Origin of the sequence: Paenibacillus glucanolyticus (assembly GCF_037333485.1) — a bacterium.
Classification (GTDB): domain Bacteria; phylum Bacillota; class Bacilli; order Paenibacillales; family Paenibacillaceae; genus Paenibacillus_AQ; species Paenibacillus_AQ glucanolyticus.
In genome coordinates, this window is the sequence record NZ_CP147845.1 from 1,951,015 (window position 1) to 1,970,337 (window position 19,323).

General features: G+C 49.6%; 14 protein-coding genes. 13 read left to right on the forward strand and 1 reads right to left on the reverse strand.

From position 1 onward, the window contains the following. The first annotated feature begins 113 nt into the window (after positions 1–113). From WDY75_RS09425 to WDY75_RS09485, 13 genes are all read left to right on the forward strand, one after another. A complete protein-coding gene (locus tag WDY75_RS09425; protein WP_036641508.1) occupies positions 114–503 on the forward strand; it encodes a tautomerase family protein in 390 nt (129 codons plus the stop codon). 423 nt (positions 504–926) lie between these two features. Beyond that, on the forward strand, positions 927–1,829 hold the full coding sequence (locus tag WDY75_RS09430) for a LysR family transcriptional regulator (RefSeq protein WP_063480256.1): 903 nt from the start codon (positions 927–929) through the stop codon (positions 1,827–1,829). A 373-nt stretch (positions 1,830–2,202) separates the two neighbouring features. Next, a complete protein-coding gene (locus WDY75_RS09435) occupies positions 2,203–3,393 on the forward strand; it encodes a glycine C-acetyltransferase (RefSeq protein ID WP_063480255.1) in 1,191 nt (396 codons plus the stop codon). A gap of 18 nt (positions 3,394–3,411) precedes the next feature. Beyond that, the gene (locus tag WDY75_RS09440; RefSeq protein WP_063480254.1) at positions 3,412–4,380 is read left to right on the forward strand and encodes an NAD-dependent epimerase/dehydratase family protein; all 969 of its coding nucleotides are present in this window, start codon (positions 3,412–3,414) and stop codon (positions 4,378–4,380) included. Between the two features lie 33 nt (positions 4,381–4,413). Beyond that, positions 4,414–4,983: a helix-turn-helix domain-containing protein gene (locus tag WDY75_RS09445; protein ID WP_006211849.1), complete on the forward strand. Its 570-nt coding sequence runs from the start codon at positions 4,414–4,416 to the stop codon at positions 4,981–4,983. Positions 4,984–6,966: 1,983 nt separating this feature from the next. Continuing rightward, a complete protein-coding gene (locus WDY75_RS09450; RefSeq protein WP_006211778.1) occupies positions 6,967–7,614 on the forward strand; it encodes a TetR/AcrR family transcriptional regulator in 648 nt (215 codons plus the stop codon). A gap of 9 nt (positions 7,615–7,623) precedes the next feature. After that, complete coding sequence (locus WDY75_RS09455) at positions 7,624–8,142, forward strand: DUF4188 domain-containing protein (protein WP_036641513.1); 519 nt, start codon at positions 7,624–7,626, stop codon at positions 8,140–8,142. 215 nt (positions 8,143–8,357) lie between these two features. Beyond that, positions 8,358–10,616, forward strand: coding sequence for a helix-turn-helix domain-containing protein (locus tag WDY75_RS09460; protein ID WP_063480253.1), 2,259 nt, complete (start codon positions 8,358–8,360; stop codon positions 10,614–10,616). Positions 10,617–10,859: 243 nt separating this feature from the next. Further along, positions 10,860–11,828: an ABC transporter permease gene (locus WDY75_RS09465; RefSeq protein WP_006211775.1), complete on the forward strand. Its 969-nt coding sequence runs from the start codon at positions 10,860–10,862 to the stop codon at positions 11,826–11,828. A 10-nt stretch (positions 11,829–11,838) separates the two neighbouring features. Further along, the gene (locus WDY75_RS09470; RefSeq protein WP_063480252.1) at positions 11,839–12,735 is read left to right on the forward strand and encodes a carbohydrate ABC transporter permease; all 897 of its coding nucleotides are present in this window, start codon (positions 11,839–11,841) and stop codon (positions 12,733–12,735) included. A gap of 146 nt (positions 12,736–12,881) precedes the next feature. Beyond that, a complete protein-coding gene (locus WDY75_RS09475; RefSeq protein WP_063480251.1) occupies positions 12,882–14,510 on the forward strand; it encodes an ABC transporter substrate-binding protein in 1,629 nt (542 codons plus the stop codon). A 22-nt stretch (positions 14,511–14,532) separates the two neighbouring features. Further along, the gene (locus WDY75_RS09480; protein ID WP_036641519.1) at positions 14,533–15,957 is read left to right on the forward strand and encodes an alpha-L-fucosidase; all 1,425 of its coding nucleotides are present in this window, start codon (positions 14,533–14,535) and stop codon (positions 15,955–15,957) included. 127 nt (positions 15,958–16,084) lie between these two features. Then, a complete protein-coding gene (locus WDY75_RS09485; protein WP_063480250.1) occupies positions 16,085–17,749 on the forward strand; it encodes a DUF4091 domain-containing protein in 1,665 nt (554 codons plus the stop codon). Between the two features lie 60 nt (positions 17,750–17,809). Here WDY75_RS09485 and WDY75_RS09490 read toward each other — a convergent pair whose 3' ends face one another. Continuing rightward, positions 17,810–19,129, reverse strand: a complete 1,320-nt coding sequence (locus WDY75_RS09490) for an acyl-CoA thioesterase/bile acid-CoA:amino acid N-acyltransferase family protein (protein ID WP_231888227.1) — start codon at positions 19,127–19,129, stop codon at positions 17,810–17,812. Positions 19,130–19,323 lie beyond the last annotated feature (194 nt).

The following is a 19,323-nucleotide window of genomic DNA, read 5'->3' on the forward strand; positions in this document are numbered from 1 at the left end:
ACCGTATTCAACATATTCACCGATATAAGAAGGGCTTTCGGACAGCCCGAACGAATAGAAATAATAGGTAACATAGCTTGAGCTTAGATGAGAACAGAGGAGATGAGTTGAGCGTGGCACAGATTAAGATTTATGGCGTCAGGGAGCGCCTGAACCCTGTGAAGGAAGAATTATCGGAAGTGATCCATTCGTGTGTGGTTGAAGCGTTTGGACTTCCCGTTGATAAAAAATTCCATCGCTTTTTCCCCATGAACCGGGAGGATTTCTACTTTCCTGAGGGGAGAACGGATCGTTACACCGTGATCGAGATTAGCATATTTGAAGGCCGGACCGTGGAAGCCAAGAAACAGTTGATTCGACTGTTGTTCGAACGAATTCAACACCAGCTGCACATCTCTCCCCAGGATGTGGAGATTACGATATTCGAAACGCCGCAGCACAATTGGGGAATCCGTGGCCTTCCCGGCGATGAACTGACATTAGGGTATCAGGTGAATATTTAACAGTGCAGCTATTTCTGATACGCAAGAATGGAAGACGTGTGAGTGTTTTTAAGACACGGAATAGCATGGAATACATGGATTAAACGGAATAAATGGAAGATAGGTAAGACACGTAAGACAAGTAAGGCATGGAAGACACGGAAGACACATAAGGCATAGAAAACACGGAAGACACGGAAGACACTTAAAGGTCAGTCAATACGGCTGTCCTTTTTTTGTGTACAGTTCTATGTTAATTGGGAGACAGGAGCAGCTTGAAATTTGAGTAATCTGATCTTGGCTTGTCCCTAATGGGCTTGTATAAGGTGAGCGATTCAGGTAATGAATCAGATTCCTTCATGCTGTAGACTGTATAATAGAGATATAGAAACATGAACGACCAGCTTCATAGAGAAGCATGAAGTTTTGATGAGGGGGATCACATTGACCTTACAACAATTAAAATATGCCATCGAGGTAGCCAACCGTGGTTCCATGAATGAGGCGGCCAAACGATTATTTATTTCCCAGCCCAGCCTGTCCAATGCGATAAAGGATCTGGAAGAGGAACTGCGCATCACGATCTTCGAGCGAACCAATAAAGGCATCTCACTGTCCAAAGAGGGAGCCGAGTTTCTGAGTTATGCACGGCAAGTAGTAGAACAGGCGGAGCTTCTGGAAGGGCGTTACCTGAACGCCAAGCCGTCCCCGCAGCATTTTTCCGTATCGACCCAGCACTATGCATTCGCGGTGAACGCCTTTGTAAACCTCGTTCAGGAATACGGTCAGGATGAATACGAATTGGCTCTGCGGGAGACGAAGACCTACGAAATCATTCAGGACGTCAAAACGCTGCGCAGTGAAATCGGCATTCTCTATCTCAATGAATTCAACGCGAAGGTAATCAATAAGCTTCTGAAGGATGCGGGCTTGCAGTTCACCAGCTTGTTTACCGCGAAGCCGCATATTTTTATCAGCATCAACAATCCGCTCGCCAAGCAGTCCATCGTCACGATTGATGAGCTGCAGAATTATCCGTATTTGTCCTTCGAGCAGGGGGAGTATAATTCGTTTCATTTCTCCGAGGAGATCCTCAGCACACTGTCGCACAAAAAGAGCATCCGGGTCAATGACCGCGCGACGCTGTTCAATCTGCTGATCGGGCTGAACGGTTATACCATCTCCACCGGGGTGCTAAGTGCAGACCTGAACGGGAATGAGATTATTCCGGTTCCGCTCGATTGTGATGAGACGATCAAGGTGGGCTGGATCAGCCATAGAAATGCATCGCTGTCCAAGCTGGCAACAGCTTATGTGGAGGCGCTCCATCAAGCGATAACAACTTGATTTTGCACGATATAGCTTCTTACTATAACTGGCTATAGTTTATTGGATTTACTATAGAGCAGCATCCATATGGTATACCTATCTTAACAGAGAGATTATTTTCGGGTGAGGTAGAGAAACCATAGAGGCAGAAAAAACTGAGTTTTAATTAAAGAAATAGCAGACCAGATCTGAAAATCGTAATGATTTATTGCCCCTTCAAGTTAATCATAGGCAGATGTTTTCCTATGAATGCTGAAGGGATTTTTTTTACCGAAAAATCTAATATAGCATATTTATGTGCGGGATATTGCATAGGTGTGACTTTTTGCATACAATGGAATGGTAAATGTTATGTACGTTTCAGAACTTCGGATCCACGGGAGGAATTTATATGGCCAGCAACTCGTTAAGCGCTTTCTTACAGGATAATCTAACAGAACTCAAGCAGCAAGGACTTTATAATACCATCCAGCCTCTTGAAAGTCCGAATGGTCCGATTATTACTATTCAGGGCCGTGAATTTGTGAATTTATCTTCCAATAACTATCTTGGTCTAGCAAATGATGAGCGACTGAAGGAAGCTGCAATTCAGGCAACAACCGATTTCGGAACTGGAAGCGGGGCAGTTCGCTCCATCAACGGAACACTTGCGCTTCATATTGAACTTGAAGAGAAGCTTGCTCAATTCAAAGGAACGGAAGCGGTGCTTACGTATCAATCCGGTTTCAATTGTAATATGGCGGCGATCTCAGCGGTGATGGGAGCAGGAGATGCTATCCTGTCGGATGAATTGAACCATGCCTCCATCATTGACGGCTGTCGCTTGACCAAGGCGAAGGTGATTCGTTTTAACCACTCGGATATGGACGATTTGCGTTCAAAAGCAAAAGAAGCGAGAGAGTCCGGGTTATACAGCAAAATTATGGTTATTACGGATGGTGTATTCTCGATGGATGGCGACATTGCAAAGCTTCCTGAAATCGTGGAAATCGCCGAAAGCTATGATCTGATCACTTATGTGGATGATGCGCACGGCTCGGGTGTTCTTGGCGGCGGTGCCGGTACAGTGAAGCATTTTGGGTTGTCGGATAGAGTGGATTTTCAGATTGGAACCTTGTCCAAGGCAGTTGGTGTTGTCGGAGGGTATGTTGCAGGATCCCGTGATTTGGTGGATTGGCTCAAGGTCCGCAGTCGGCCGTTCCTGTTTTCAACAGCGCTGCCCCCAGGCAGCATAGCGGCCTGCATTACGGCCATCGACATCCTGCAGAACAGCAAAGAGCTTCAAATGAAGCTTTGGGAGAATACCCGGTATCTGCAAGAAGGACTCAAGGATCTTGGCTACTCTGTCGGACGGACGGAAACCCCAATTACACCGTGCATCATTGGAGATGAAGCAACGACACAGAAATTCAGCACAAGATTGTACGAAGAAGGCGTGTATGCCAAAGCGATTGTATTCCCGACGGTGCCAAAGGGCACGGGAAGAGTTCGCAACATGCCGACCGCTATCCATACACAGGAGATGCTGGATCGTGCACTTTCGGCATATGAAACCATCGGACGCGAACTGGGTCTGATCTAACTTAAGGGGGCACGAACAATGAAACGAATTATGGTAACGGGTGCACTCGGTCAGATTGGTTCAGACCTGGTAGCAACATTGCGGCAGATTTACGGCGAAGAGGCGGTTCTTGCAACAGACATACGACAGATCCAGCATGAAACGTTACAGTCAGGACCTTTCCGAATACTGGATGTGACCGATCATCATGCATTTCACGAGGCGGCTCAAGCGCATCGGGCTGATACGATCATTCATCTCGCAGCCCTGTTGTCGGCTAAAGCCGAATCCAATCCGGCGCTTGCCTGGAACTTGAACATGGGCGGACTGTTAAGTGCCCTGGAGACGGCTCGCGCATTATCTTGCCAATTCTTTACGCCTAGCTCTATCGCGGCATTCGGGGCAGATACCCCAAAAAGCGCAACACCGCAAGACACCCTGCAGCGTCCGCACACGATGTATGGAGTCAGCAAGGTGTCAGGTGAACTACTGTGTGACTACTATTATCACAAATATGGAGTGGACACCCGGGGGTTGCGTTTTCCGGGACTGATCTCCCACTCAGCGCCTCCGGGAGGAGGTACCACGGATTATGCGGTTGAGATGTTTGGTGCCGCCATCCATAAAGGCAGCTATATCTCCTACATTAATCAAGGGACGTACCTTGATATGATGTATATGCCGGATGCGATTCGGGCTGTCATTGCATTAATGGAGGCCGATCCGGCAAAATTAAAGCACCGCAATGCCTTCAACGTAACGGCGATGAGTGTCGATCCTGAAGGTATTGCGGCCAGTATCCGCCGTCATATACCGAATTTTAGCCTTGGCTATGAGGTGGATCCTGTCCGCCAAGCGATTGCAAACGAGTGGCCGGATTCAATCGATGCAACTGCAGCACGCGAAGAATGGGGTTTTGATGTACAATATGATTTGAACCATATGACCGATGATATGGTGTCAAAGCTTATGGAGAAGTCGCAGGCTGATCAGAGCAAGATCAGTTAACGGCTTAGCATCAGAAGGAGGATATTGTTACACTTGGAACCCATTCATAAAAAGGTAGGGAGAAATCTGCAAGCCATTCGTAAATCCCGAGGCCTCAGCCTCGATAACGTAGCCGAGTTGACCGGCGTAAGCAAAGCCATGCTGGGACAGATCGAGCGCGGTGATTCCAACCCAACGATCTCCGTGCTGTGGCGTATCGTTAGCGGTCTTGGCATTTCATTCACCACACTCATTGAAGAGACGGAAACCGAGGTGACCGTGGTATCTCCGGATGACCTGGAGCCTTTTCACGAGGCAGAGGGCGCGTACCGGGTGTACCCGCTGTTCTCTTACAACCTGCGCACTAAATTCGAGTCGTATATGGTTATGATGGATCCGGGCTGCGACCATGGATCTGAAGCACATAATGAAGGCGTGGAGGAGTATATTTTTGTCCACCAGGGAGAGTTGGAACTCTGGCGCGAAGACGAGAGCTATACCGTTCCTGCCGGAAGTTCCGTTCACTTCTCTGCCAACCGGCCGCATCGTTACGTCAATCCAGGCAAAGAGACAACGAAGTTCTACACCATTATTTTCTACGCGGACGCCGCAGCCCGGGGGTGATCACCACGTGCTGCTTGGGGTAGCCGTTCCTTCGGGGGCGGTGAATGACCAAGCGGACCCGAAGGGTGCTGTTCAACCTTTTGGTGGCTCAACTGGTAGGCGAGTATCCGGGCATGTTGCTGGGTCAGGATAGTGGACGAGTGTCCGGGTAGCGGGATGGGTCAGAAGGTAGGCAATTGTCCGAGCAGTGCGCGGGGTCAGAAGGTAATTGAGTGTTGAAGTAGCGTGCTGGGATCAGAAGATAGACGAGTGTTGAAGTAGCGTGCTGGGTTAGAAGATAGACTAGCGTTCAAGCAGTGTGTTGGGTTAGAAGGCAATCGAGTGTCCTAGCAGTGCGTGGGGTCAGAAGGTAATTGAGTGACTCCGGCAGTTTAACGGACCCAGGACACCCTATTTCCTGGAAAAAGGGGTTTCGGCGGATCTAATGGACATGAGAGCCGTTATTCTCTATAACAGACGACTTTTTGGCCGTTTTCAAGCTGAATAGCGGCTGTGGAGTCCGTTAGATAGTCGGATGGGCATAAATCGGGTGAATAACGTACCTGAGGTCCGTTAAGCCTCGGTGGTATGTTCATCCACCGTCGTCAAGGTGACTACCGTGGCAGCAACGGTTGCCAACAGTGGCTGGAACCGCCGAATCTTGAGAATTTTCGAGAATTATAAAGGCACCTGTTTGTGCCATACCAAAAATGTACTGAGGTAAGTACAGGAATATGTCCTGAACTTGCCTTTTTGTTTGTTCTTAAGCATTCCCATTCAACGTGTTTCCCGCCTTCACCAAGCGAGTGGTCCAAGCAGCGTGCGGGTTCAGAAGGTAATCGAGTGTTGAAGTAGCGTGCGGGGTTAGAAGGTAATCGAGTGTTGAAGTAGCGTGCTGGGTTCAGAAGATAGACGAGCGTTCAAGCAGTGTGCTGGATCAGATAAGGTAATCGAGTGTCCGAGCAGTGCGCGGGGGCAGCAGGTAATCGGATGACTCCAGCAGTTTAGCGGACTGAGAATACCCTATTTCCTGAAAAAAGGGGTTTTGGCGAATCTAATGGACACGAGAGCCGTTATTCTCTATAACAGACGTCATTTTGGCCGTTTTCAAGCTGAATTGCGACTGTCGAGTCCGTTAGAAAGTCGGATGGACATAAATCGGGTGAATAACGTACCTGAGGTCCGTTAAGCCTCGGTGGTATGTGCATCCACCGTCGTCAAGGTGACTACCGTGGGCAGCAACGGTTGCCAACAGTGGCTGGAACCGCCGAATCTTGAGAATTTTCGAGAATTATAAAGGCACCTGTTTGTGCCATATCAAAAATGTACCGAGGTAAGTACAGGAATATGTCCTGAACTTGCCTTTTTGTTTGTTTTAAGCATTCCCATTCAACGCGTTTCCCGCTTCACCAAGGGAGTGGTCTAAGCAGCGTGCGGGTTCAGAAGGTAATCGAGTGTTGAAGTAGCGTGCTGGGTTAGAAGGTAATCGAGCGTTCAAGCAGTGTGTTGGGTTAGAAGGCAAGCGAGTGGTCCAAGCAGCGTGCGGGTTCAGAAGGTAATTAAGTGACGGAGCAGCGTGCTGGGATCAGAAGGTAATCAAGTGTCGGAGCAGTGTGCTGGATCAGATAAGGTAATTGAGTGTCCGAGCAGTGCGCGGGGGCAGCAGGTAATCGGATGACTCCAGCAGTTTAGCGGACTGAGGACACCCTATTTCCTGGAAAAAGGGGTTTCGGCGAATCTATCGGACATGAGAGCCGTTATTCTCTATAACAGACGACTTTTTGGTCGCTTTCAAGCTGAATAGCGGCTGTGGAGTCCGTTAGAAAGTGTGATGGGCATAAATCGGGTGAATAACGTACCTGAGGTCCGTTAAGCCCCGGTGGTATGAACATCGACACGTCTGCTGGCACATTAAGCAAATAGCCCCTCTCACTTTACTTTGACAAAATAAATTAACTTATGTTAATTTATTTACATAGGTTAATCTAAAAGGTGGTGCGAGCATTGACAACACATTCAGATATCCCATTAAGAGAATTAAAAAAAGCCAAAAACAAAATCACGCTGTATGAAGCGGGATTGTCCCTGATGCAGGGTCGGATGTTCAGCCAAGTCATGCTGGAGGACATCTGCCGGAGGGCAGAGCTATCAAAGGTTACCTTTTTCAAGTTCTACCAGCGCAAAGAGGATATCCTGGTTTATTTCATGCGGATATGGCTGACCGAGCGGATCATTGAGATTGAGACGGAAGGTAAAAAGGGATTTCAGGCATTTCGCCATCTGTTGTCCCAGGTGGCGAAGGAACATCAGGTGAGGCCGGGGATGATGCCGAGCCTGATCTCCTTTCTGGCCGAGCAGAACATGCAGCCCAGCATGCCTGAGCTTAGCCCGGCGGAGGTGACGCTGCTCTTTCCCGGCCAAGAGGAAGCCGGTAGCTTATCGCCCAATATGTACGAATTGTTCCAGCAATTCATGAAGGAAGAAGCCCAGGCCGGTAACCTCAATAAAGCCTTGACCTTGGAGCAGGCCGTGCAGATAGGTTTCACGGTTTTTTACGGCGCATTTCTAACGGCACAGCTGTACAATTCAACAGACATAGAACGTTTTTACGAGACCCATCTGGGCCTGCTGGAAACGAAAAAAGAGGAGTGATACACACGTATGAGCAAGGTAATCCCAGGGCGTTATACCGCACACATAGATGGACCCTTCGTTGTATTTGTGATCGGGATGCGGATTAATAAATGGTGGTCGGTGCATAAATGGCTGCCTGTGGTGAACGCCATGTCCCCCATGATTCAGGAGCTGTACCGGAACAAAGAGGAGCTTGGATTTTTGGATGGCACTTTTCATTTGTCGTGGCGGGGAGTTACCCTCATTCAATATTGGAGAAGTTTCGAACACCTGGAGCATTATGCCCGTCATGGAGCCAAACATCTGACCGCCTGGAGGGACTTCAACCGCAAGGTTGGAACGGGTGGGGACGTTGGTATTTTTCACGAATCCTATCTCATCGATCAAGGTCAATACGAATGTGTATATAACAATATGCCGAGGTTCGGTCTGGCGAAAGCCGGAGCCCATGTTCCAGCAACGGGACGCAGGGAAACGGCAAGCCGGCGGCTGGGCCGCGAGGGGGAACCCGCTGTGCCCACTCCTCCCAATCCTCCCAATCCGTAGTCTCCGAATATCGGCGGTGGGCGGATCCTCTGAATTACCACACAGCTAAGGGTAAGGATAAATACCATAGGATTAAGATCCAGTCCATGCTAATTTAGACGTGTTTTTCATGACTTGTCCAAAAAAGTGTTGGTAAACCCCGGGCGTTCTTCTATGATGAAATTACTTCCAATCGATGAATCGGATTAGGAATTCTATCACTCAGGGGGATGCCTATGGGAAGAAAAGCGTGGTTTTACCGACAGCTTTTATCGTATATGCCGGTCTTCTTTATCGTGATTTCCTTTGTGTTTTTTGTATTTTTCCAAATGCTCGGCGAACAGTCGCGGCAAGGCGCGATTCAGGCCAATGAGATGATGATTCAGCAGGCGATGCGCTCGGTGGATAATTCGCTGAAAGCGATTGACCAGATGCTGGTGCAGGAACTGTTATTCAACCCGGATATGTCCGAGTTTTTCAATCATGAGGATCAGGATAATGTTTATTTAAACATGCAGGCGCTGAAGGCGATGAAGCAGTTCAAGGTCTCCAACCCGCTCGTGGATTCTATGGTGCTTGTTCGGGCACAGGACGAGTTTGTCTTAAGTACTTCATCTACCTTCAAATTACAGGATTATGCTGATTATAGCTTTCTCAGGCCCTATTTAAGTCAGGCCAACAGCGAAGCCAAGTGGAGTGGCGTCAGGGATTTTCATGAATTCAGCTTTCATAACGCATCGAAGGTGCTGACCCTTGTACGTGAAGCGCCCTTCGTTACGCATGGCAAAGGCATCATAACGATTAATATCAAGGCAGATGCCATACATCAAATGATACGCAGCATGGTTAATCCCGAGGTGAGTTTTATTCATGTGTTGGATGCGGCAGGTCATGCCATGAATGCAAGCACCTCCGCCTCGGAGGATGGGGAAATGGTCTCCCGTGCGGTGTCTCCGTATACCAATTGGGTTTATGAGGGCGGATTAACCCGGGGCAAGATGGCGGATTTCGTCAGCCAACTATACAATGTATGGTTTATGGTCGGCCTACTCATGTGCGCAGCCGGTATCGTCTGGATTATATGGGTGACCCGTAGAAATTATAAACCCATTGAGGCCATCGTGTCCCGGATTCAGAAATATTCGCAGTCCAAGGCAAGCTCCTTGCTCCATGGCAGTAAACAGGATGAATTTGCTTTTATCGAATCTGCGCTGGAGAGCATTCTGGAGCAGTCGAACAGCTTCCAACAGCAGCATCGGGAGGATTTGCATCTGCGAAAAGCGTATTTGTTTCAGCAGTTGATGGAAGGGCAGTACCTGTCCAGCCTGGAGCAATGGAACGTGCAGCACGATGTCATGGGATTGCCTGACTTGTCCAAACCGCTAACGGTTCAAGTGATTGAGATCGACAAATACACACTGTTCTGCGATCAATACCTGCAGCAGGACCAATATTTGATGAAGTTTGCCCTGAAAAGCGCAGTCCAGGAAATTGCTGCAGGACAGGGAGCGGTCATATGGACAGAATGGATATCTGCCTCCAAGCTGGGCGTCATAACGGAGGCACGGGAGCAGAACGCTGAACAGCAGGTGGTTGCGCTGTTTGAGCATGCCCGCCTGTGGACGGAAGAGTATCTTAAACTGACCATTACAATTGGCATTGGGGAGATAGCGGAGCGGTACACGGACATCACGGAGTCCTACGAGCAGGCACTTACCGCATTGAAATACAAAATGATCCTCGGCGAGAACCGAATCATTCATTATACACAAGTAACCGGCGAGGAGCGGGGCCATGCCTTTGATTTTCTGAACCTGATCCGGTCCATGGCTCAATCTTTCCGGCTTGTTAACGGGGACTGGCAGGCGAAATACGATACCCTCATCCATAACATTGAACAGAATATGCTGGACCGGGACGGCGTGGTGAGTTTGGCCGATTACATGATGTATTCGCTGGGCCGGGAAATGTCGTGCATGGCCAAAGAGTTTCAGGATTTGTGGATACAGGAGGGACAGCCGGCCTTAAGGAGGGCTCTTCAATCTTCCGAGACGCTGGAGCAGCTGGAGCATAGCTATGGGGAAGCTTTATCCAGCCTGTTCAAGAGGATGTCAGCCCTGATGCAAGGGCGCAATCATGCGGATGCGATTTTGAAAATACGCTTGTTTATGGAGCAGAACTCGAGCAACCCGGACCTATCACTCCATTATTTGAGCGAACGCTTCGATATAAACTGGAAGACGCTGAGCAAGCTGTTTCGCGAGGAGACTGGACAGAAATTTGTGGATTATTTAATCGAGCTGCGGATGAATCATGCCCGGAAACTGCTTCAAGAGACATTGCTTCCCGTGCAGGATATAGCCACCGAAGTCGGATATTCGAATGCCATCTCGTTTGGGCGGATGTTCAAAAAAATGACGGGAATGTCGCCGGGTGACTACCGGGAGCAAGCGGCTTCAGACACTCGGACTACGGGTGCCGACCGTTCGATCTAACCCTTCTAATACATGACCTTGCCATATAGAAAGTCCTGCGGATTTTGCGTCCTGCCGGGCTTTTTTGCTATAACGCGAGATTGGTTTAGTGGAGAAAAAGGTTTATCGCTCGACGTTACATGTATGGATTGTGCTGCGTCTCTTTTAGCGGAAATACGTTGATCCGGAGAATCTTGTTTATTGAACGGGGCGAGGCGTTCCCCCTAAACTTGAGGTCATCACGAAGCGAAGGAGGGTGACCTGATGGCTCGTATGAGCAAAGTCATGACATTACCTGCAGGTGCATCTGCACCACCGAACAAGCCCGTAAACCGAACGAAGAAGAAGCTGATGAGGCACTGGCAGTTTTACCTGCTGATATTCTTCCCGCTGCTCTATATCATCCTCTTCAAATACGTTCCGATGTTCGGCGTCTTGATTGCGTTTAAGGAATACAACGTGGTGCAAGGCATATTCGGCAGCCCCTGGATCGGTTTCGATTATTTCAGTCAGCTGTTTGAGGCACCGTTCTTCTGGCAGTATGTCCGCAACACGCTGGAAATCTCCCTGTACGGTCTCCTAGTCGGTTTCCCTGCCCCCATTCTGTTGGCGCTGGCGCTGAATGAGATCAGGAACGGCCGATTCAAGAAAACCGTCCAGATGGTTACCTACGCCCCATACTTCATATCAACAGTTGTGATCGTCTCTATTCTGATTGTGAACCTCTCGCCAAATACCGGGCTGATGAGCAATCTATACCGGGCGTTGGGGCTTGAGACTGTGGATTTCCTGGGCATTCCAGGGCTGTTCAAATCGATTTATGTCTGGTCTGATGTATGGCAGTTCACCGGATATGGCGCCATCATCTATATTGCGGCCTTGGCTGGAGTTAACCCCGATTTGTATGAGGCAGCAAGGGTGGATGGTGCAACCCGCCTCCAAAAAATCATCCATATCGATATTCCCAGCTTGGTTCCCGTCATCGTCATCCTGTTGATTCTGAATCTTGGCAATCTGATGAGCCTCGGCTTTGAGAAGATTTATCTCATGCAAAATCCGCTCAATCAGAATACGTCCGAGGTCATCTCCACTTATGTATACAAGGTCGGATTGCTTGGAGCAAACTTCAGTTTCTCGGCCGCAATCGGCTTGTTCAACTCGTTGATCAATTTTATTTTGCTGGTTATTGTCAATTACGTATCCCGAAGAGTCTCATCCACAAGTCTATGGTAGGAGGAATCGCATGAGCAGAACCACAGTACGGGAGTCCGCTGCAGACCGGATATTTCTTGGCATCGTATATTTGTTCTTATCCATCATTCTGATCGTTATTCTGTTTCCGCTGCTGCATATTGTAAGCGCATCCTTCAGTTCTCCTTCGGCAGTATCCTCTGGCAAGGTGTGGCTGTGGCCCGTGGATATTACGCTAATGGGGTATAAAGCTGTATTTCAGAATTCCAACATTCTGATCGGGTTTGGCAACTCCTTGTTCTATGCTGTCGTCGGCACAGTGGTTAATGTTGCGTTCACGGTGATGCTTGCTTATCCGCTGGCCCGAAAGACGTTTTACATTCGAAATATGGTGATGATGCTGCTGGTGTTCACGATGTTTTTCGACGGGGGATTGATTCCTAACTATTTGCTCGTGAAGTCGCTGGGCATGCTCGATACGCGCTGGGCCATGATTATACCGGGCGCGCTCGCCGTATTTCAGGTCATCATTGCCAGAACCTTTTTTCAGACCACCATTCCGGAGGAACTGGCCGAGGCTGCGGAGATGGATGGGAGCAGCGACATTACCTTTTTTATTAAAATCGTCCTGCCGCTTTCCAAGCCGATCCTGGCTGTGCTCGCACTTATGTATGCGGTCGGTCATTGGAATTCTTATTTCAACGCCTTGATTTATCTCAAGGACAGCAGCCTGTTTCCGCTTCAGATATTCCTGAGGGACATTTTGATTCTGAATTCCGTCAGCTCGGAGATGGTGACCAATGTGAATGAGCTTCTGGCCCGTGAGGGACTGAAGGACTTGCTGAAATATTCGCTGATTGTGGTTGCAAGCGCGCCGGTGTTGATCATCTATCCGTTTGTACAGAAGTATTTTGTCAAGGGTGTCATGATCGGCTCCCTGAAAGGATGAACCTTAGTTAACCGGATGTTATGGAGGGGGTGAGGCCGACATTGCAGAATAGGGTATTTCTGATGTTCAGACAAACTGGGGGTCGTTGCTAAAGCGGTTTCATACAAGATCAATGGGCGGGTATTCCATATTAAGGAGGAATTGATTTGAGAAGATTCACTGGATTATGTTTAAGTCTGATTCTGGCCGTTGTACTGGTACTATCAGCTTGCGGTAAGGCGAGTGAAACAGGAACTGAAGGTTCGGCAAGTTCCCCGGGGTCAGGCGCACCCGTTGAATTATCGGTGTTTGCTCCTCAGACAGCGGGGATTGAAAGTCTGGATGTCAATCCGTTCTCTAAGCATATTGAAGATAAGCTGGGCATTACATTTAAATGGAATACAACGCCCGACGCGGTATTCAACGATAAGAAACTGTTGATGCTGGCAAGCGGGGATTATCCGGCCCTCATCATGAATGCCGGCATATCCAAGGCGGATCAGATCAAATATGGCATGCAGGGGGCTTTCATTCCGTTAAATGACTTAATTGACCAGCACGCACCCAACATCAAAAAAGCGCTGGAGGAAGTTTCCTATTTAAAGCCGGCCATAACTGCGCCGGACGGGAATATTTATGCACTTCCGAAGGTGAATGAGTGCCTGCACTGCACATATGGTCAGCGGATGTGGGTCAATACGACCTGGCTCGATAAGTTGGGGCTGGAGATGCCCACAACAACCGATGAGTTCTATGAAGTGCTGAAAGCCTTCAAGGAGCAGGATCCGAATGGCAATGGCAAAGCGGATGAAATTCCGATGACAACCTCCCTTGATGTGTGGGGTGGAGGTGTAGATGCTTTTTTGATGAATGCCTTCATCTACAATAACGGCACAACCTATTTAAGTGTCAAGGATGGCAGGGTGATCTTGTCCGCGGCTGAGCCCGAATGGAAGGAAGGGATGAAGTATCTCCGCAAGCTGTACAGCGAAGGACTGATCGACAAGGGAGCCTTTACGCAAAATGGGGATGCCGTGAAGCAGCTCGGGAACAAAACGGACAATGTAGTCGGTACCGTTGGGTACGCACTGATCAGCAGTGTGCTGGAACCGACGGAAGCGAAGCCGCGTCATAAGGAATACGATGTCGTGCCTCCGCTGAGAGGTCCGGGCGGGGTACAGCTTGCAGGGTACAGCGTAGGTGCTGGAGACGGATCGTTTGTCATTACAAACAAAGCGACAGAGGAGCAGCGGGTGGCAGCGATTAAGCTGGCGGATTACCTGTTCTCCGAGGAAGGCACTGTGATGACCTCGTGGGGTTTTGAAGGAGACGGCTGGCGGAAGGCGGAGTCCGGGGCTCTGGATTACAATGGCAAGCCAGCCGTATACGAAGCGCTGAAACGGGATGTGCCCGATGGATCGCTTGACGTGACCTGGTGGCAGCTCGGCACGATGCTGATGGTGAACTCGCTTCGGGAATCCTTTGTGGCACCGGCGGATCCGCTCGGCAACGGAGCCTATGAATATCGCCTATGGCTTGCCGCGAAGAAATACGAGCCATTTGCGAAGCCGGATGCGGTCTACCCAACGGACGTATTTATCGACCCCGCCGATGCAACCTTTATCGCTCAGATTCAGAAGACTATTCAAGATTACGTGAAATCGAACCTGGCCCAATTCGTGACCGGCAGTAAGGATATTGAGAAGGATTGGGATGCATATGTTAGCGGGTTTAAAGGACTGCAGCTGGATAAGTATCTGGAAATTCACCAGAAGGCATTAGACAACCAAGGATAGATAGGAATGGGAGGTTTATCGCGTGCACAATTTCATTGAATACGCTGCCAACATTAAGCCCTCGGAGCGCCAACTGGCCGTACAGGAGATGGAGTTTTATGCTTTCTTTCATTTTACAATCAATACGTTCACGGATATGGAATGGGGCACCGGAAAAGAGGATCCCGCATGGTTTAATCCCGAGCAGCTGGATGCTGACCAGTGGGTTGAAGCCTGTATCAGTGCCGGCATGCGCGGCTTGATCCTCACATGCAAGCATCATGACGGGTTCTGTCTCTGGCCAAGCCGCTATACGGAGCATACCGTGAGGAACAGCCCTTGGCGAAGCGGGCTCGGCGATGTGGTGAAGGAGGTTGCCGATGCTTGCAGAAGAGGCGGAATCAAATTCGGGATTTACCTGTCCCCTTGGGATCGGCATGAACCGTCATATGGAGATTCAGCGCGATACAATCAATTCTTCCTGAATCAATTACGAGAGCTGCTGACCGGCTATGGCGATCTATTCTGCGTCTGGTTTGACGGTGCCTGCGGTGAAGGACCGAACGGCAAGCGTCAGGAATACGACTGGGAGGCGTATTACTCGCTGATTCGCGAGCTGCAGCCGAACGCCGCCATCTCGGTATGCGGGCCGGATATCCGCTGGTGCGGGAATGAGGCGGGACACTGCAGAGAATCCGAATGGAGCGTAGTTCCTTCGTCATTGCGCCAGAATGAAGCCATCCAGGAAAAATCGCAGCAAGCCGACGATCGGGAGTTTGCGCGCCGTTATGAGTCGGATGAAGAGGATCTGGGCAGCCGTGATGTCATTCAGGGCGAGCAGGAGCTGGTGTGGTATCCGGCTGAAGTCAACACGTCCATCCGTCCGGGGTGGTTCTACCATGCTTCCGAGGACGGTAAGGTTAGATCTCTGAAGGAACTGCTCCATATCTATTACGGATCGGTTGGCGGCAACGCGACTTTTCTGCTCAATATTCCGCCGGATACCCGGGGACTGGTTCATGAGCATGACATGCAGCGGCTGCGGGAGCTTGGAGATGCCATTCGCAATACGTTCAGGACCAATCTCGCAGCGGATGCGCATATAACGGCATCGGAAAGCAAGCAGGGATGGGACGCGCGTCATATGCTGGATGGCAGCAGAGATACGTATTGGAGTCCGGAGGACGGTACCGAGTATGCCGTGATTGAGCTGGACTTCGGACGTGAGATCGATTTCGATCATATTGTACTGGCTGAATACCGGTATGGACAACGAATCGAGAGGTTTGAGCTTGAATATATCGCAAATGGAACCTGGCATCCGATTCAATCCGGCACCGTTGTTGGTCACAAGCGCATCTGTCGATTTTCTGCCGTGCGTTCTCAGTATATTCGGCTGACCATTATGGAATCGAGATGGTGCCCGCGCCTGTCCAGCTTTGAAGTGTACAGGGGCGCTGGGGATTGATAGGCTGATTACGAAACCGAATCATATTTTTCCAAAAAAAGATTCGTTCACCTTCCGCTCCCTCCAGATTAGTGTAAGATGTATGTGAGACCAGACCTTACTCCACAGTAGAGAGGATGTATCGCGCATGAGCCAATCCGTAACGTTCCAGACCCGGCTTCTGAGCTCCTTGTCCAAAGTGTTTGCCGATGAAGAACTGTTGCAAGGTTCGTATAACAACGGGTCCGCATTTTGTAATGAGACGTTTTCGTTTCAGGTCGCTTACCGTTCCAATCGCTTGTTGAAAAACATCCGTGTCATGCTTCAGTCGGAGATAAGCCCGCACATTATCGTCCGTTCCGTTGGTCTGGTTCCATCAGAGCTGCCAGCGTACCATGATCATGACGAATTTGTCTTAAGATCCACGTCGGGCCTGTATCCGGACCCGCTGCTGCCCTTGACCGCAGAATCTGTTGTGACAGGATACCCGAACCAGTGGAGAAGTCTATGGATTACGGTGCAGCCTGAGGATGAGGTAAAGGGCGGTACATATGAAATAGGAATCCGCTTTGAAGCCGATTCGGGGGAGTCGCTTGGTGAAGAGGTCTTCACACTGGAAGTCATTCCGGCATCATTACCTGCCCAAACGCTGATTCATACAGAATGGTTTCATGCCGATTGTCTGGCTGCCTATTACGGTGTCGAGATTTTTAGTGAGCGTCACTGGGTCTTGATGGGACAATTTATGGGGACAGCTGCCCGGCATGGGATCAATATGATCCTTACGCCTTTGTTTACGCCTCCGCTGGATACAGAAGTGGGCGGGGAGCGCCCCACGGTACAACTGGTTGATGTGGCTGTTAGCGAAGATGGAACGTATGCGTTTGCATTCGATAAACTCGACCGCTGGGCGGACTTATGCGATGCTCATGGGATTCAATACCTGGAGTTCTCGCATCTCTTCACGCAATGGGGAGCCCGGCATGCGCCGAAGATTATGGGCAACGTGAACGGCAAGAGCGAGAAGCTGTTCGGGTGGGATACGGATGCGATGGGATCTTCGTACCATGCCTTCATCAGACAATTCATTCCGGCGCTGACCGGCTGGATCGAAAGCAGGGGACTGAAACAGCGCTGCTATTTCCATGTATCCGACGAGCCGTCTGTCTCCCATCTGGAGGCATATGGTCATGCGAGCCGATTGATGAATGAACTGCTGCCGGATTATCCAATTATTGATGCCTTATCCGATATTTCGTTCTATGAGCAAGGACTGGTGAAGCGACCGATTCCAGGCAGCAACCACATCGAGCCTTTTCTGGACCAACAAGTAACGCCATTGTGGACCTATTATTGCTGTTCCCAGTACAAAGAGGTATCGAACCGCTTCTTCAATCTGCCGTCGGCAAGAAACCGGATTCTCGGCATTCAGCTGTATAAGTACAACATCGAGGGGTTCCTGCACTGGGGATACAACTTTTGGAACTCGCAATACTCGCGCCGCGCCATTGATCCATTCCAGGTGACGGATGCGGACGGCGGTTTTCCTTCCGGGGATGCTTTTGTGGTATACCCTGGCGAAGAAGGGCCTATCGAATCCATTCGGCTGAAGGTATTTCAGGAGGCACTGCAGGATTTGAGAGCGCTTCAGCTGCTCGAGACGCTGATCGGTCGAGAAGCCGTCATGCAGTCGCTGGAGGAAGGGCTGGAGGAGCCGATCACCTTTAAGTGCTACCCCAGGGATATGGAATGGCTGCTGTCGAAGCGGCAGTGGATGAATGAGGAGATCAAGGCGAATATGGTTGTGAAGTAAACGGGAGGGCAAGTGCAGCTCCATCCAAACCCGTGTGAATATATTGAAAATGCCCCACATTCACCGTTTAACGGTGAATGTGGGGCATTCGTTTTTTGTACATAACCTCTGCTTAAAGAATTCGATTGTTTTTTTCCACGAGTCCACACTGGCTTCCGCAAGTTGCTGCTTGGTTCCCGGATCGGGGGAAATCGCACGCAAGTAAGGTATGCCGATGTAATGGCCTGCCCCATCATAGATTAGATGCTTGGATATCGCTGCTGGATCGTTTTGTGTTTTTCTCCGTAATCCTTGCTCCGATAGAGCAGCAGAATCCCAGCTTTCATCGGCTGATCCCGATATCATTAAGACTTCGCCGTTTATTTTTTCTAAAGGGATGGTTGCCCTCTCCAGCCATTCGATGTTAGCGGACAACCCGTCGTGCCATTTACGGAAAGGATTTCCCTTTTGGCTAATCCACATTTCTTTGCATTCATTCGCCAATTGGACTGGATTATCTGGCTGCAGATAGGGGAGCGGCTGGCCTTGGTAGGTCCATGCAGGTGGAAGCGTTGGATCATTACTCCATGGGACAATTCCGCTGAACGATACGGCTGATCCGTTCAAGGAGACAACGGCTGTGATTTCAGGAAACAAGGCGGCTGACCACAGAGCAAGTTCACTGCCCCTTGACGTACCGTGAATTCCGAATCCTCCTGCCCGAACTTCAGATCGCTTCTGCAGCCATTTTATGGCCGATTCAACGTATTCAAGTGGTATATCCCTTAGCTGCTTTTGGAGATTCTCCACGCCGAAATAGGCAAGCGCGAATACCGAGAATCCGTGCGAGGCCAGAAGGGCAGCAGTTTTCTCGTTCATTCCTCCCTCGGATCCGCCCACAACGATAATGCCGGGTCTGGGTTTCAAATCCTTGTTATAAAAAAAGTTCCCAATCAGACCTGCTTCCCGCACGGTTTGCTTCACAGTATCATTGCTTGTCCAATGGCGGGTTACAGCTTGATGTGCCACAATCTCATCATGAGTTTCCAACAGCATTAGCGAGGTTTGTGGCGACAGTTCATCACGAGTGTCGGGTTGATTATATTTTTCGTCCAGAACATGCGTCAGTGCATTCTTTACGGTAGGCTCCATGGACCAAAACAAGGCCATTCCATCCACGCCGCAGTATGTGCCATGGATGGGTGCTTGATGGTCCAGCTCTACTTTACCTTCAGGGTCTGCAACAAAACTCGCCTGTGAGGCTAAATATCGTTCCTCATTTATTTTTTTGATCAGATGGAATGTTACGGTTTCTTGCGGCTGCATCCCAACGGCAGATATCTTTATAGAAGCATCTACCATGGAATGAGGATCACTGATTATAATTTTAGATCGGTTCACAAGCAACAATCGCCTCCTTATTCGAGTGAAGATGATATAGTTCTGCTTATCAACGTAAAAGTCCTTTTTTAACCCATAGAGGTGGTTGAGGGATTCATGGGCGATTAAGGCCAACCACGCCTTCGGCGAAAGAGGTCTGCTGTGGTTCTAGTGGTGCAGCTGAATTTATGCCATCATAGAGGCAAGGGGGTAAT

Bases quoted from the DNA above. Each gene is read 5' to 3' on its own strand.
- WDY75_RS09435 (WP_063480255.1), top strand. From the start codon at position 2,203: ATGGCCAGCAACTCGTTAAGCGCTTTCTTACAGGATAATCTAACAGAA.
- WDY75_RS09470 (WP_063480252.1), top strand. From the start codon at position 11,839: ATGAGCAGAACCACAGTACGGGAGTCCGCTGCAGACCGGATATTTCTT.
- WDY75_RS09455 (WP_036641513.1), top strand. From the start codon at position 7,624: ATGAGCAAGGTAATCCCAGGGCGTTATACCGCACACATAGATGGACCC.
- WDY75_RS09440 (WP_063480254.1), top strand. From the start codon at position 3,412: ATGAAACGAATTATGGTAACGGGTGCACTCGGTCAGATTGGTTCAGAC.
- WDY75_RS09460 (WP_063480253.1), top strand. From the start codon at position 8,358: ATGGGAAGAAAAGCGTGGTTTTACCGACAGCTTTTATCGTATATGCCG.
- WDY75_RS09485 (WP_063480250.1), top strand. From the start codon at position 16,085: ATGAGCCAATCCGTAACGTTCCAGACCCGGCTTCTGAGCTCCTTGTCC.
- WDY75_RS09465 (WP_006211775.1), top strand. From the start codon at position 10,860: ATGGCTCGTATGAGCAAAGTCATGACATTACCTGCAGGTGCATCTGCA.